The organism is Marinobacter nitratireducens, from assembly GCF_000708045.1.
In the GTDB taxonomy this organism is placed as follows: domain Bacteria; phylum Pseudomonadota; class Gammaproteobacteria; order Pseudomonadales; family Oleiphilaceae; genus Marinobacter; species Marinobacter nitratireducens.
Genome location: NZ_ANIE01000008.1, coordinates 1 through 14,736, shown reverse-complemented (window position 1 = coordinate 14,736; position 14,736 = coordinate 1). Strand labels below are relative to the sequence as shown.

The window sequence follows — 14,736 nt, the reverse complement described above, 5'->3', positions numbered from 1 at the left end:
CGGCTAAGCCATTGGAGACAGCTATGGCGGATCACCAGACCTACTACGTTCCGGAACAGAGCAAGTGGCCAATCATCGCGACCGTTGGCCTCGGCGTCACCCTCTATGGGGTTGCATCGATCATGGTGAAAAGCGGACAGGGCGAGAGTACGACGGGCGCCTGGGTGATGTTTTTCATTGGTGCCCTGATCATGGCCTACATGCTGTTTGGCTGGTTCGGCAATGTCATCAGGGAAAGTCGGGAGGGACTGTACAGTCCGCAGATGGATCGCTCTTTCCGGTGGGGGATGAGCTGGTTCATTTTCTCCGAGGTCATGTTCTTCGCGGCCTTCTTTGGGGCCTTATTCTACGTGCGGATGTTTGCCGTGCCGTGGCTGGGGGGTGAAGGCGATCGTGGCAGCAGTGCCATGCTCTGGGATGGGTTTCAGGCCACCTGGCCGCTGATCAACAACCCCAACCCGGAAGCCTATCCGGCTCCGGAAAGCGTGATCGGTCCCTGGGGCCTGCCGCTGGTGAATACCATTCTTCTGGTGACCTCGTCTTTCACCATCACGGTTGCCCACCACGCCCTGAAGGCGGGTAATCGGCAGAAGATCAAGATCTGGATGATCGCCACCATTGTGCTGGCTCTGGGCTTCCTGATTCTCCAGGCGGAAGAGTATATGCACGCCTACCAGGAACTGAATCTGACGCTTCAGTCCGGCATCTATGGCAGCACCTTCTTTATGTTGACGGGCTTCCATGGTGCCCATGTGACGCTCGGCACGCTGATGTTGGTGATCATGCTGATTCGGGTTATCAAAGGGCATTTCACGGCGGATCACCATTTTGGCTTTGAGGCCGCCGCCTGGTACTGGCACTTTGTGGACGTGGTCTGGCTGGGGCTGTTTATCTTCGTCTACATCCTGTGAATGATTGGATTAACGGTAAGGCTGGATGATCAAGGCGTCGGGTTCATGGTCAGGCTACCTTGCCAGAGTGCAATCATGATCACGGCGAGCAGCAGCACGCTCAGGGTGACCCGAACCGCCAGAGAATTCACGACCCGGTTGGTTTTGCCACCGTCCTTGATCAGGAAGAAAAGACCACTGAACAGGCTGGCGAGAACCATGAGCAATAGAATCACAATGAGAGCTTTCAGCATGGAGGTGCCCCGTTTCTTGTAAGCGTTGTCGGCTGGAGGATGCTGTTTATGATGGCATCGGCTCAGGTCACTATAGCAGAGCGTGAACGGGAGCAGAGCATGATCGGGGTACAGCGTATGTCCCGAAAGTGGCGTTTTGACTGGCGCCTGATGCTATTCACCGGGTGTTTCCTGCCACTATTGATTGGTCTCGGAATCTGGCAACTGGATCGCGCTGGGCAGAAGCAGGTGATGCTGGATCAGTGGCAGCAAGAGGCTCTCGAATTACCCTGGAACGAGCTCGTCGCCCAGGGCCTGGATTCGGGGCGGCCAGTGTCACTGAGCGGTGTGTACGGCAACCGGACCTGGTTGCTGGATAACCGGACCCGGAGCGGCATTCCCGGGTATGAGGTGTTGACCGACTTTCATCCCACGGTGGGGCCGCCTGTCGTTGTGAATCGCGGATGGGTCCCGGCCCCGCGAAGCCGACAGGCGTTGCCTTCGATCAGCACCCCAGGGGCGACGGTGATGCTGGAAGGTCGTCTGGCAGATTACCCGGAACCGCCGGTGTTGAGTGAGCGCAGTGAACCTGCGGGCAGCTGGCCCAGGCGGGTGCAGACCCTGCCGCAGGAAACCGCGAACCAGAGCGTGCCGGGACTACCGGGCGCCATCGTGAGGCTTGCAGGCAAGGAACAGCCCGGGGCATTCAGGGCCGACTGGCAGGTTGATGTGATGGGCCCGCAAACCCATTATGGCTATGCGGCTCAATGGTTTGCGCTTGCTGTTGCACTGACTATATTGACGGTAGCGGCGAGTTACCGAAAGACAGGAGCCAATAATGACAATGACAATGGCTGACCGTATTTCCGATCAGAAGGAAGGCCCCACTCCGGCACAGATCCAGCGCGGTCGCAGAACGGCGATACTGCTGTTTGCGATTGGCTTCGGACCCATGGTCTTTGCAACCATCATGTTCTACACCGGCTGGCTCAACCCGGTAGGCCACACCAATAACGGGGTCCTCATCGACCCTGTTGTACCGGTGAGCGAACTGCAATTGCAGACCCGATCCGGCCAGCCGCTGGGGGCACGCTTTGGCCCGGACAAACCCGAGGCACAGTGGATGATGCTGGTGGTGTCTGGCGAATGCGGCGGTGACTGCGAGCAACTGCTCTACCTCGCCCGGCAGGTCAATATTGCACTTGGGAAGAATGCCAACCGGGTCTCGCGAGCCGCCGCGCTCGGTTCCGTGCCTGCCGATCTGGCCCAGCGGTGGAACTCGGAATACAGTCTGATGGAACGCCTTCAGCCGGCGCCGGGCACCGCGCCGGCCTGGCCCGCAGGCGTTAACCCGGAGAAAACCCCGCGTATCCTGCTGGTCGACCCGTTCGGCAACCTGATGATGCATTACGGCACGGGCAACACCGGTAAGGAAGTGCTGAAAGACCTGAAACACCTGCTGAAGATTTCCCAGATCGGGTAAGGGTGGTATGCGAGAAACGCAAGAGATTTCCTCTACCGATACGCCCGTCCGTCTGATGAAACGCTGGGCGATGGTCGCAACCTGTCTGGCGGTGATTGTGATTATGTTGGGGGCCTGGACACGACTGGTTCACGCCGGCCTTGGCTGCCCGGACTGGCCAGGATGCTATGGCTTTCTGACCGTACCCCAGAGCGAAGCCCACATTGCCATTGCCAACGCACGCTTCCCGGAATCACCAGTGGTGGTGGAAAAGGGCTGGCCCGAGATGATTCATCGGTACGCGGCCGGCACCCTGGGGCTGATCGTGTTCGGCCTCGCCGCCTATGCCGTCAGACACCGCCGCTCCGGCGTCCCGGTAAAACTGCCGCTTTTCATCGCTGGCTTCATCGTATTACAGGGAGCGTTCGGCATGTGGACCGTGACCCTGAAACTCTGGCCTCAGGTGGTTGCCCTGCATCTGCTGGGAGGGTTCACCACCCTGAGTCTGTTAACACTACTCACTCTCCGGCTTCGTGGACGAGTGAACGGCATAGGAAAAAACAAGGGTGGCGTGGCAAGACCCGGCATGCGTCCCTGGTTATATGGTGGCTTGTTGCTGGTGATTATCCAGATTGCGCTCGGGGCCTGGACGGCATCGAACTACGCAGCCGTTGCCTGTACCGACCTGCCTACCTGCCAGGGCCAATGGTGGCCGGAAGGAATGGACTTCGAGCACGGGTTTGATGTCACCCAGCATGTCGGACCCAACTATCTCGGTGGTCAGCTTAAGGCCGATGGCCGGGTGGCGATTCATGTTACGCACCGTCTCGGTGCAATGGTGGTGCTGGGCTACTTCACCTTTCTGCTGGCCGCTCTCTGGCGTCGTCGCGACGAGTCCGCTTTAACCGGACCGGTAGGACTGGTGGCTGTGGCACTGGGTGCCCAGATCGCGCTGGGGCTGGCCAATGTACTGCTCCATATTCCGCTGCCTGTGGCGGTGGCGCACAACGCCATGGGAGCAGGCCTGCTGCTGACGGTGATCCACCTGATCTGGCAGTACCATCGGTTGCCCCTTGCCCAGGGCGCCGGAAATCCACAAATAACAACAATTAATCGTGAGGCGACGGTATGAGCGAGCGAGTCGAGGCGCTGGCGGCCCAGTCAGCAGCAAACCAGACCATTTCCTGGCGTGACTACCTGGAGCTGACCAAGCCCAGAGTTGTGGCGCTTATGATCCTCACGTCCGTGATCGGCATGTTGCTGGCGGTGCCCGGCGTGCCGGACTGGCAGGTCATGCTCTACGGCAACCTCGGCATCGCGTTGCTGGCGGGTTCTGCGGCGGTGGTCAACCATGTGGTGGATCAGAAGATTGATACCGTCATGGCTCGCACTCGTAAACGCCCGGTCGCCACAGGCAAGATTGCCCCGTTGGATGCGATCCTGTTTGCCGTGATTCTCGCCAGTGTCGGTATGGTCGTCCTGATGTGGCAGGTAAACGAACTGACCGCGTGGCTGACCCTGGCCTCACTGGTTGGCTATGCCGGCATCTACACCCTGTTCCTGAAGCGAGCCACACCCCAGAACATTACCATCGGCGGACTGGCCGGAGCGATGCCGCCGCTGCTGGGCTGGACCGCCGTCACCGGTGAAGTGGAAGGCCACGCCCTGCTGCTGGTGCTGATCATCTTCGCCTGGACGCCACCTCACTTCTGGGCCCTGGCCATTCACCGCAAAGAAGAATACGCCAAGGCCGGTATCCCCATGCTTCCGGTCACCCATGGCAACCGTTTCACCGAACTCCACATACTGCTCTATACGCTCATGCTACTGGCAGCCAGCCTGCTACCTTTTGTCACAGGTATGTCGGGCGGCATCTACCTGATCGGCGCGCTGGCCCTCGGCCTGCGCTTTCTGCAATACGCCATCCGGCTATACAGGGGCGATGATCGCCGCGTTGCTCTCAATACCTTCAAATACTCCATCACTTACCTGATGGCCCTCTTTGTGGTACTTCTAGTAGACCATTTCGTCTTCTTCTGAAGCCACGAATAACGTCTGCAGGAGTGGGTGGGGAAGTCTTTTCTGGCGGGAACAATTGTCTGAGCACAGCGAGTTGTTTGTTCCCAGAAGAAAAGACTTACCGACCCGCTCCGTACACCAAAAGTTTCGGTATGGGAGTCACCATGGATCGATCCGTGCGGATAACGCTATTCGCGCTTCTATTGCTGGTTTTGTTGGTGTTTGGCCTTGTGATCGCCCGTCAGGTGTATCTGGTCGGTAATGAGGAGCCGGAGCCCGCACCGGTTCTGGCGGAGTTGAACGCCTACGTCTATGACGAACCCAGGGAGCTGGTAGATTTCACGCTGACCGATGAGAACGGCGAGACGGTTACCCGGGAAAGCCTGCGCGGGCGCTGGACGTTTGCTTTTGTCGGGTACACCAACTGCCCGGATGTGTGCCCGGCGGCGATGGCCAACCTGCGGCGCACCGATCAGTTAATTTCCAATGAATTGCCACAACCGGACTACTTGCTGGTCAGTGCCGACCCGGAGCATGACACGCCGGAGAAGTTGAAAGCCTACACCGGTTTTTTCGGCGAGCATTTCCATGGTTACACCGGTGATCTCGACACCCTCCGAGCCCTGGCAAAAAGCCTGAGTGCGGTGTTTGTGCATCGTGAGGCGGATGGTGAGCTTTTGGTGGACCATAGCGCCCATTTCGCCCTGTTGAATCCTGACGGTAAGCTGGCGGCTTTGATTCAACCGCCCCATAAACCGGAAGCCGTCGCCGAAGCCTTTGAACGGATCTACGCCTGGGCGCGGGACAACCGGGAACGGAGCGGTAGCTAACCGGCCTTCATCCAAGGTCCCACTGACACAGGCGCATTGGTGGATTAGACTGCACGGTCCGAACCATGACGAGTCGAGACCATGCCGACGAACGCCCAAAGCTGCACCAATCCCCGCCAACTGTTCACGGTTCTAGCGGCCGGAGCCGTGGTTCTGCTTGTCGTCCATGGCCTTGGACGCTTCATTTATACCCCGCTTTTGCCCTATCTGGTCGACGACGGCCAGTTCAGTGCGGCCAACGGCGCCGCGGTCGCCACCTGGAACTACCTCGGTTACCTGATGGGGGCCATGCTGGCCATTCGCTGGCACCGGATCGATCAGATCCGGGTATTGCTGCCGATATCACTGGCCGTGCACGTTATTACCACACTGTTTGTCACCCAGACCGATACCCTGACCCTGATTGCCGGTAGCCGCTGGCTCAACGGGGTGGCCAACGGCATGGTCTTCGTTCACGCTCCGGCGCTGATCCTGGAATGGCTGGTGCTCCGCAACCGCTCATCCATGAGCGGGCTGGTCTACATTGGTGTTGGCCTTGGTTTGCTGGTATCCAGTGGTCTGGTGACCGGCAGCGCCGATTGGCTGAACAGTGCCGAACGTTGGTGGCCAGCCGCCATCCTGTCCATTCCGTTGGCCTGGTGGGGTGCCGTCAAACTGATGCGGCTCGACGTCACTGAGCGCAAGCAGGAAGACACGAGCGCCAGAGTGACCACACCCCTGCTCGACCGTGCCAGCATTCCGCTTTTCCTGTCATACGCCGGCGCGGGGCTCGGCTACATCCTGCCCATGACCTTCCTGCCATTGCTGGCGAAACTGGAGCTTCCGGATAACCACTGGATGCTGGATGGCACCTGGCTGGTGGTGGCTTTGTGCACGATTCCCGCGCCCTGGATCTGGAACCGCTTGGGGGCAAAAATCGGGGACCTGCTGGCTCTCAAACTGAATTTCCTGATTCAGCTGCTGGGAGTCCTGTTTGCGGTTGTCTGGCCCGGACCCATGGGACTGTTCCTTTGCGCCGCCCTGGTCGGCAGCACCTTCCTTGGCACCGTATTGCTGACCCAACGCATTGGCCGCGCCTTGCACCCGCATCAGGGTCCGCGACTGTCGGCTGCCACGGTGGCGCTGTATGGCTTCACCCAGATGGTCGGGCCGTGGCTGACCAAGCAATGGCTGGATATGGGGGGCACGCTGGTGTCTGCCTTCGGAATCGGGGTGGCGGCGCTGGCCTTTGGGTTGGTGTTCGTGTTTTTTGTGCCTCGGCCGGAGGATTGGCATGCCTCAAGGGGGCTGGGTTCTTGATTGGGTAAGACTGTTGGTTATGGGGTTTGAGCGAGGTGGTGGGGTCTTTTTTCCTTGGAAATGGAACTCGCTTCGCTCAGACATCCATTTCTGGCGGAAAAAAGACCCCACCACCCCGCTCTGAGTAACAATGGTGCTTTCTCGGGAGAAGAAACCCTCTCGGGCTTAACCCAACAAAGACCATGGTAAGCTGTCGAGAAAACTCGGTTTACCATAAGGGTATGGGGGTGTTTTGAGTTTTGGGAAGGACAAAGGTGTCCGAGCAAAGCGAGTTCTTTTCCGCCCCAAAACTCAAAACACACCCATGCCCCTACTCCAAACCCAGCCGTCCCGAACCCAAGCCCAAAACAATGCTCCCAATAGACCACATCCTGCCAACCCTGAAGCAAACCCTGGAATCCACCAGCACAGCGTTGCTTCAGGCCCCACCGGGCGCGGGTAAAACCACCCGGGTTCCGCTGGCGCTGCTGGATGCGCCGTGGCGGGATGAGCGGAAGATTCTGATGCTCGAACCCCGGCGTCTTGCGGCCCGGTCGGCGGCCCGCTTTATGGCCGGCCAATTGGGTGAAAAACCCGGGCAGACGGTGGGCTATCGAACCCGGCTGGATACCAGAGTGTCCGGCGCAACCCGGATTGAGGTGGTGACCGAGGGCATTCTGACGCGGATGATCCAGAACGATCCCCTGCTGGAAGATTACGCTGCTGTTCTATTTGATGAATTCCATGAGCGTTCCCTGCAGGCGGATCTGGGCCTGGCACTAGTGCGGGAATCCCAGCAGGCGTTGCGGGAGGATCTGCGGTTGCTGGTGATGTCGGCAACGCTGGATACAGCTCCTATCGCCCGGGTGTTAGGGGACGTGCCGGTGGTGACCAGCGAGGGACGGATGTTTCCGGTGGATGTGCTGTATCGCCCGGCTCCTGTCCGCGACCAGCGCAGCCGGATTGAGGACCGGGTGGTTGCGGTGATTCAGGAAGCGCTGGCGGATCAGACCGGTTCCCTGCTGGTGTTCCTGCCCGGGGCCGGCGAGATCCGGAGGGTGGAGCGTCAGCTTCGCGACCTGGTGTCGGGCAACGTGATGGTGGCGCCGCTGTACGGAAATCTGAAATCCGATGAACAGGACCGGGCGATCTCGCCGCCACCGGAGGGTGTTCGCAAAGTGGTGTTGGCAACGGCCATTGCCGAAACCAGTCTTACCATCGAGGGCGTTCGGGTGGTGATCGACGGCGGTCAGCAGCGACGGGCGGTGTTCGACGCCAACAGTGGTATGACTCGTCTGGTGACTGGCCGGGTGTCGAAGGCGTCGGCGGAGCAGCGCAAAGGTCGGGCTGGCCGGGTGGAGCCGGGCGTGTGTTACCGGCTGTGGAGTGAGTCTGAGCAGTTCGGGCTGGCGGAGTATACGCCGCCGGAGATTCAGGAGGCGGACCTTGCACCGCTGGTGCTGGAGTTGGCGCAGTGGGGCGCGCGGGGCCCGGAAAATGTGGCCTGGGTGGATCAGCCTCCCGGCGCCCACTGGAATCAGGCGGTGGCGCTGTTGCAGTGGCTGGACATGCTCGATGGTGATGGCGCGATTACCGATCATGGCAAGACGGCGCGGAATCTGGGCATTCACCCCCGGTTGGCGCACATGGTCCTGCGCGGCCGCGATCTGGGGCTGGGTACAGCGGCGGCTGAACTGGCCGCTTTGCTGGAAGAGCGCGATCTGCTGGGGCCGCGTGCCGGTGCCGATATGCACGAACGGCTGCGGGTGTTGCGCGGCGAGTCCCGTCAGGACAAGGTCGACCGGGCCAGACTCAGCGCCATCCGCCAGTCAGCAAAACGCCTGACTTCACCGGGGGCGTCTGATTCCGAGATCCCAGGTGATGCACAAATCGGGCGTTTGTTGGCACTTGCTTACCCTGACCGGGTTGGCCGCAGGCGCAAGGGGGCGATACCCCGGTATCAACTCAGTAACGGCAGGGGCGCCGTGCTTCGCGAGGACGATCCCCTGGCCAGGCACGACTGGATCGTTGCCGCGGATCTGGACGGCAAAGCCCGGGAGGCCACCATCTATCTGGGTGCTTCGCTGGATCTTCGGGATCTGGAGCAGGATCTGCCCACGCACATAGTTGAGGATGATGAAGCGTTCTGGGATGACCGGCGCGGAACGGTGGTAGCCCGGAAGGTGCGCAAACTCGGCGCGTTGATACTCGCCGAACGGGAGCTGGACAAACCCGCTGCGGAACTGGTGCAGCAGGGGTTGCTCGATGCGGTCAGGCGCAAAGGGCTGCAAAGCCTGCCCTGGACGGACGCCGCAAAGCAGTGGTGTGCCAGGGTGAGACTGCTCGCGGATGCCTTCCCCGGAGACTGGCCGGATGTTGGGGAAAGCGCCCTGTTGGCGACACTGGAGACCTGGCTGGGTCCGTTCCTCGTGGGTGTGAGCCGGTGGGCGGACTTGCAGAAGCTGGATCTGATGACAGCGCTCAACAGCCTGCTGGATTACCCGCAACAGCAACGGCTCAACGAAATGGCGCCAGAAACCTTAACCATTCCTACCGGGCAGAAGGTGTCTCTCGACTATAGTGCGGAGAATGGTCCGATACTGGCTGCCAAGTTGCAGGCGTTGTTTGGCTGGACCGAGACACCAAAGGTGGCCGGCGGAGAGCTCCCTGTCGTTATCCACCTGTTGTCGCCCGCTCAACGTCCCCTGGCCGTAACCGCGGACCTGGCCAGCTTCTGGCGCAATGCTTATCCAGACGTGCGTAAGGATATGAGAGGCCGATACCCGAAGCACCCCTGGCCGGAAGATCCTTTTACCGCGGAGCCGCAACAGGGAACAAAGAAACGCCCCGATCGCTGATCCGGCCGGTTACCAGGCGCTCTGGAATGGTCTCGAAATAGACGTTTCGCGGCGTGATCCATTGCCCTTCCGGCGCCCCGAGCTCTGCCCCTGGCATCTCCTCCAGGGTGATGCTCTGGCTGGTCTCCGGGCTGTCCCGAAAACTGTCCGCGAGCACCCAGAACGGGGTGTCCGCGTCCGCCGCCGCCAGTGCCAGTAGCCGGGTGCCCGCCTTGTTGATGAAATGGTGATCGCTGAGCCAGCAGTCACAGCCGGTCATCACCATATCCGCCTTCCCAATGAACAATCCCATCTGGGCATCACTGATCAGGGTCACCGGTATGCCCGCCCGGTTCAGGGCCTTTGCCAGATCGTGGCCTTCAAAGCCGGGACTGCTTTGGGTGCAAATAACAGAGAATCGCCGGTTCTCTCGGGCAAGCGTCTGGAACAGCGTCATCGCCACGGAGCTTGCGCTGTGGGTCATAATGACTGCGTGTTCGGGCACCCTGGGCGTGGTTAATTCAACAACCTTTGAGGTGGCGTGCCGGAGTTGCCCCTGAATCCGTTGAATCGCGGTGAGTGGGCTTTCGGGGCAGCAGGCAAGCGACGTTTCCAGTCGGGCTATGGCGTTGCCGATCACGACCATGCTGGGACGGGCAAGCCGAACGTTTTCGAGTAGCCTGGCCAGCCGGTTCAATGGTGGCGCCGAGTTGATCACGTACTGCTCCAGCTGGCGAAGCGTTTCCAGCGCCAGTGCAGTTGCGCCGCTCTGGTGATCATTTTTAAGCGCCGATAGCAGCGTTTTGGCGGGTTCATCCATAGGCAAAGGTCCGAGTGTTCTGATTAAGGTTAGCAGCCTGTGGCGGAGGCGAAAAAGGGGCTTGCCAAGCGCTGGAAGTGGATTAGAATGCGGCGATTATTTGAACAGTAAACACGCCCATGAACCTTGTTTCATTCGACATCTTTCGAACCCTCGGTTTTCCCGATACAGCGGTCCTGAAGCCCGAGCATTTCCTTCGCCACAAGCAGCAGCTCCAGGACGCCGACTGGGTGCTATTCCCGGAATACTGGCAGCTCAATGCGCTGGTTTATGGGCTCAAGTGCCGGGTATTTCCCAGTGTTGCAAGTTACCGCATTGGCCATGACAAGGTCGAGATGACCAGGGCTTTCCAGACCGTTGCCCCGGAGCACGTTCCCTGGACGCTGATTGAGGCTAACGGTCCCCAGGAGCGTGACCTGATCTGGGAAACCATGCCCTTGCCGTTTGTCGCCAAGCTTCCCAGGGCCAGTATGGGAGAGGGTGTCTGGTTGATCGAAAACCGGCAGGATTGGCGGACCTACTGCGAGCGCACGGACGTTCTCTATGTGCAGGAATACCTGCCCATCGACCGCGATGTGCGGGTAGTGATCGTTGGTGACCAGGTGCTGACGGCCTATTGGCGTACCCAGGCAGAGCAGGGTTTCTACAACAATGTTGCCCGGGGTGGCGGCATCGACACCCGTCCCGTGCCAGCGGCGGCCACAGATCTTGCGCTCCGCCTGGCCCGGGCACTGGATGTGAACCATGCCGGCTTCGATATCGCCCTGGTTGACGGTTACCCCTATGTGCTGGAGTTCAACCGCCTGTTCGGCAATCAGGGCCTGGGGCCCGGTCGCACCTTGCAGGATGCAATTGTCGACTATCTCCGGGATCAGGATCAGCCCCGGGACCCGAACGGTCCTACCTGCCCGCCACCGGTCTGGCCAATCGTTGCTTAGGAGGCCTCGGTTTGCTGAGAGCCTGACAGCTCATCTGACGAAACGTCATTCAGTCGGCGCAGGGAACTGGCGAGATCTTCAACACGCTGGGTTGTTTCTGCCACCAGTCGATTGATCTCATCAGCCGACTGCGTTGAACGCTGCGCCAGCTGGCGGACTTCATCGGCAACAACCGCAAATCCGCGACCTGCCTCGCCGGCCCGGGCGGCCTCGATGGCGGCATTGAGTGCGAGCAGGTTGGTCTGGCCGGAGATTTCATTGATGACACTGACGATCTTTGAAATCTCGTTTGAGGAGCTCAGTACCAGCGCCATTTCCTCATCAGTGACCTTGGATGCCTCCATCTTGGAGTTGATGTCGATGCCATAGGTCACGATGTAGCGGACGTTACCTTCAAAATCCGCGATTGGACAAATGGTGGAGTCGAACCAGTGTTCTTTACCCTGAGGATCCTCAATACTGAAACTGCCCTGCAACTGTTCTCCCTGTAGCACCCGGTTGAAGATGTCCGGCCCGACGATGTCGCGCAGATTCCTGGCACGGGCCAGCAAGGAGTCCTCATTGGTGTCGCCCAGGTGCTCGATCATGTAGGAGTTGGCGTGGGTGAGTTTCCCATCAAGGTCCCATTCACCAACGCCGTTGCTCTGGCTGATCGCTTCGAACCGGCGGGTAAATTCGAGGGACTGTTCCTTGGTTTCCGTCACGTTGGCCTGGATCGAGATGTAGTGGGTCAACGTTCCTGTGTCATTAAATACCGGGTTGATGGCCAGTGAGACCCAGTATGGGTTGTTGTTGCGATCGTAGTTGAGAATCTCGTCGTAGAAGGGCTCATTGCGACCAAGCTTGTAGCGGATCTGTTCAATGGTTGACTGATCGGTATGCGGGCCCTGAAGCAGATCACCTGGCTTCTTTCCTTCCACCTCCTCCAGCGTGTAACCGGTCAGTTGGGTGAACCCCTGGTTAACGTAGACAATCTGCTTATCCGGATTGGTAATGATCACCGCGTTGTCGGTTTCATTGGCCACCATGGACAGCATCCTGAATTCATCTCTTCTGGCCACCTCCTCGGTCACATCTTTCAGAAAGGCGGTATACAGGATGCGGTCGTCCAGCCGGATTTTCGACAGCGAAAGTGACGCCCAGCGCTTGTCGCCGTCTTTTCGGAAAATGGGCACTTCCCGGGTGGTGCCCACGATCTTGTCCACCCCGGTTTTACGGTTTGCGTTCACCAGGTCGTCGTGCCGATCCCGAATATCGGCGGGGACCAACATTTTTACGTTCTGGCCGATCATTTCCTCGCGGGCATAGCCCCAAAGCTCTTCGGCAGCGGAGTTGGCAAACGTGATGGCGTTGTTCTCATCGATGGTGACCACCGCGTCGAGCGCCTGTTCAAGGGTCTGGTTGATGATCTCGCGGCTGGCCCGTTCCTCGGTGATGTCCCGGACAAATGCGGTATAGGTAATGGAGCGGCCCTGCACGACCTTGCTCAGGGCGAGGTTGGCCCACAGTTGCGAGCCGTCTTTTCGGGTCATCAACACATCACGACTGGTACCGACGATCTTGTCCTGGCCGGTCTCGCGGTTTTTCTGCACATAGCCGTCATGTTTGCTCTGGATGTCAGCAGGCACCAGCATTTTGACGTTCTGACCGAGGACTTCCTTGCGGTTATATCCCCAGAGTTTTTCGGCCGCTGTGTTAAAAAAAGTCACGCAGTTTTTTTCGTCAATACTGACGACGGCATCGAGAGCCTGTTCAAGAACCTGTTTGAGATGGTTGTTTCCGAAAAGCATGTATAGCCTCGCGATATTTTTTTTATCTCATCCATAAAACCTAGTGGGTTTTGCTGCGAAGTCATTCCCAAATTGGTTGTTTTTTATTCGTCTCGGGTGTTTTTTTGTTACATGTCACATTTTTGGTAGGTTTAAGGTGCCAGATACTCGCCGTTTTATCGGTAAATATGCGCATATCCGAGATCCGGGAAAAGCCCGATGATCGCGCCAATGACGGGGCCTGCAGCCATGCTGTGGTGCCCTTTTTTTATGCCTGTTTGCCCTGTGGAGGGAAACACCATCCATGACCGAAGCCGTTAACGCCAACATTGCTGACTACTACGACGATGAGACCTTCAAACGTATCAAGGAGTTCGCCGATACCAGGGAAACGCCGTTCGTGGTCATTGATACCAACATGATTGAGCGCCAGTACAACGAGCTGGTAGAAGGCTTTCCATACGCCAAGGTCTACTACGCGGTGAAGGCTAATCCGGCTCCGAAAATACTGACCATGCTGCGGGACAAGGGCGCCAATTTTGATATTGCGTCGGTGTATGAGCTGGAAAAGGTCATGGCTCTGGGGGTAACCGGCGATCGTATCAGCTACGGCAACACCATCAAGAAGGCGAAGGATATTCGCACCTTCTACGAAAAGGGTGTGCGCCTGTTCGCCACCGACTCGGAGGCCGATCTGCGCAATATCGCCAAGGCCGCTCCGGGGTCGAAGGTCTATGTGCGTATCCTGACCGAAGGCACACTGACCGCTGACTGGCCGCTGTCCCGCAAGTTTGGCTGCCAGACCGATATGGCCATGGACCTGCTGATCCTGGCCCGGGACCTGGGTCTGGTGCCTTACGGGGTGTCGTTTCACGTGGGTTCCCAACAACGTGAGATTGGTGCCTGGGATGCAGCCCTGAACAAGGTGAAGGTGATTTTTGAGCGCCTGAGGGATGAAGACGGCATTGAGCTGAAGATGATCAACATGGGGGGTGGATTCCCGGCCAACTACGTTACCCGCACCAACGAACTGGGTGTGTACGCGGAGGAGATCGCCCGTTTCCTGCGTGAGGATTTTGGTGACGAACTACCCGAGATCATTATTGAGCCGGGTCGGTCGCTGATTTCCAACGCCGGTGTGCTGGTGAGTGAGGTGGTGCTGATTTCCCGGAAGTCCCGCACGGCGCTGCACCGATGGGTGTTTACGGATGTGGGTAAGTTTTCAGGGCTGATCGAGACGCTGGACGAGGCGATCAAGTTTCCGATCTGGACGGAGAAGACTGGTGAGGGCGAGGACTGTGTGATTGCCGGGCCAACCTGCGACAGCGCGGACATCATGTACGAGCATCACAAGTATCCGTTGCCGTTGAATCTGGCCATTGGGGACCGGATGTATTGGTTGTCTACCGGGGCTTATACGACGACGTACAGTGCGGTGGAGTTTAATGGGTTTCCTCCGTTGCAGGACTATTACCTGTAACTGTGGAGTTGGGCCGGGCCGCGGGGGTGTTTTCCTCTGGGAACGAACAACTCGCTGCGCTCAGACAATCGTTCCCGGCGGAAAACACCCCCGCGGCCCGGCCTTGCGGCCATTGGTGGGGGAGTCCGCTGAAGAGGGTAATTTTGTAGGGTCAACCTTTGGGCTGGCCCTTTTTTCGTT

The 14,736-nt window shown here is 58.9% G+C and carries 13 protein-coding genes; 10 read left to right on the top strand and 3 right to left on the bottom strand.

Annotated elements, in window-relative coordinates; all coding sequences use genetic code 11:
• The first annotated feature begins 23 nt into the window (after positions 1-23).
• Entirely contained in the window at positions 24-911 is an 888-nt protein-coding gene (locus tag D777_RS13615) for a cytochrome c oxidase subunit 3 (RefSeq protein ID WP_036133194.1), read from the top strand.
• A gap of 29 nt (positions 912-940) precedes the next feature.
• On the opposite strand, the gene D777_RS13610 is transcribed toward D777_RS13615, so the two are convergent.
• Positions 941-1,144, bottom strand: coding sequence for a twin transmembrane helix small protein (locus tag D777_RS13610; protein WP_036133192.1), 204 nt, complete (start codon positions 1,142-1,144; stop codon positions 941-943).
• A gap of 48 nt (positions 1,145-1,192) precedes the next feature.
• Between D777_RS13610 and D777_RS13605 the strand changes: the two genes are divergently transcribed.
• The 7 genes from D777_RS13605 to hrpB all read left to right on the top strand — a co-directional run bounded on the left by D777_RS13605 (position 1,193) and on the right by hrpB (position 9,570).
• Positions 1,193-1,981 carry an SURF1 family protein gene (locus D777_RS13605; protein ID WP_227501778.1) on the top strand — a complete coding sequence of 263 codons (789 nt, stop codon included), beginning with the start codon at positions 1,193-1,195 and terminating at the stop codon, positions 1,979-1,981.
• Complete coding sequence (locus D777_RS13600) at positions 1,962-2,606, top strand: hypothetical protein (protein WP_227501777.1); 645 nt, start codon at positions 1,962-1,964, stop codon at positions 2,604-2,606. The genes D777_RS13605 and D777_RS13600 overlap by 20 nt, the downstream gene beginning before the upstream one ends.
• A gap of 7 nt (positions 2,607-2,613) precedes the next feature.
• Positions 2,614-3,717, top strand: coding sequence for a COX15/CtaA family protein (locus D777_RS13595; RefSeq protein WP_051669116.1), 1,104 nt, complete (start codon positions 2,614-2,616; stop codon positions 3,715-3,717).
• A complete protein-coding gene (gene cyoE / locus D777_RS13590) occupies positions 3,714-4,625 on the top strand; it encodes a heme o synthase (RefSeq protein WP_036133188.1) in 912 nt (303 codons plus the stop codon). Before D777_RS13595 ends, cyoE begins: the two co-directional genes overlap by 4 nt.
• A 143-nt stretch (positions 4,626-4,768) precedes the next feature.
• A complete protein-coding gene (locus D777_RS13585; RefSeq protein ID WP_036133186.1) occupies positions 4,769-5,434 on the top strand; it encodes an SCO family protein in 666 nt (221 codons plus the stop codon).
• Positions 5,435-5,515: 81 nt separating this feature from the next.
• Positions 5,516-6,733, top strand: coding sequence for a YbfB/YjiJ family MFS transporter (locus D777_RS13580; RefSeq protein ID WP_036133183.1), 1,218 nt, complete (start codon positions 5,516-5,518; stop codon positions 6,731-6,733).
• A gap of 350 nt (positions 6,734-7,083) precedes the next feature.
• Positions 7,084-9,570, top strand: a complete 2,487-nt coding sequence (gene hrpB, locus D777_RS13575; protein WP_036133400.1) for an ATP-dependent helicase HrpB — start codon at positions 7,084-7,086, stop codon at positions 9,568-9,570.
• Here the strand turns inward: hrpB and D777_RS13570 are convergent.
• Positions 9,524-10,369 (bottom strand): translation initiation factor eIF-2B, encoded by an 846-nt coding sequence (locus D777_RS13570; RefSeq protein WP_036133181.1) that lies wholly within the window; start codon positions 10,367-10,369, stop codon positions 9,524-9,526. The genes hrpB and D777_RS13570 overlap by 47 nt on opposite strands.
• A gap of 119 nt (positions 10,370-10,488) precedes the next feature.
• Here D777_RS13570 and D777_RS13565 point away from each other — a divergent pair, with 119 nt between their 5' ends.
• Positions 10,489-11,307 (top strand): ATP-grasp domain-containing protein, encoded by an 819-nt coding sequence (locus tag D777_RS13565; protein ID WP_036133179.1) that lies wholly within the window; start codon positions 10,489-10,491, stop codon positions 11,305-11,307.
• Here D777_RS13565 and D777_RS18265 read toward each other — a convergent pair.
• The gene (locus D777_RS18265; RefSeq protein ID WP_036133177.1) at positions 11,304-13,097 is read right to left on the bottom strand and encodes a PAS domain S-box protein; all 1,794 of its coding nucleotides are present in this window, start codon (positions 13,095-13,097) and stop codon (positions 11,304-11,306) included. The genes D777_RS13565 and D777_RS18265 overlap by 4 nt on opposite strands.
• 283 nt (positions 13,098-13,380) lie before the next feature.
• Between D777_RS18265 and D777_RS13555 the strand changes: the two genes are divergently transcribed.
• On the top strand, positions 13,381-14,556 hold the full coding sequence (locus tag D777_RS13555) for a type III PLP-dependent enzyme (RefSeq protein ID WP_036133175.1): 1,176 nt from the start codon (positions 13,381-13,383) through the stop codon (positions 14,554-14,556).
• Positions 14,557-14,736 lie beyond the last annotated feature (180 nt).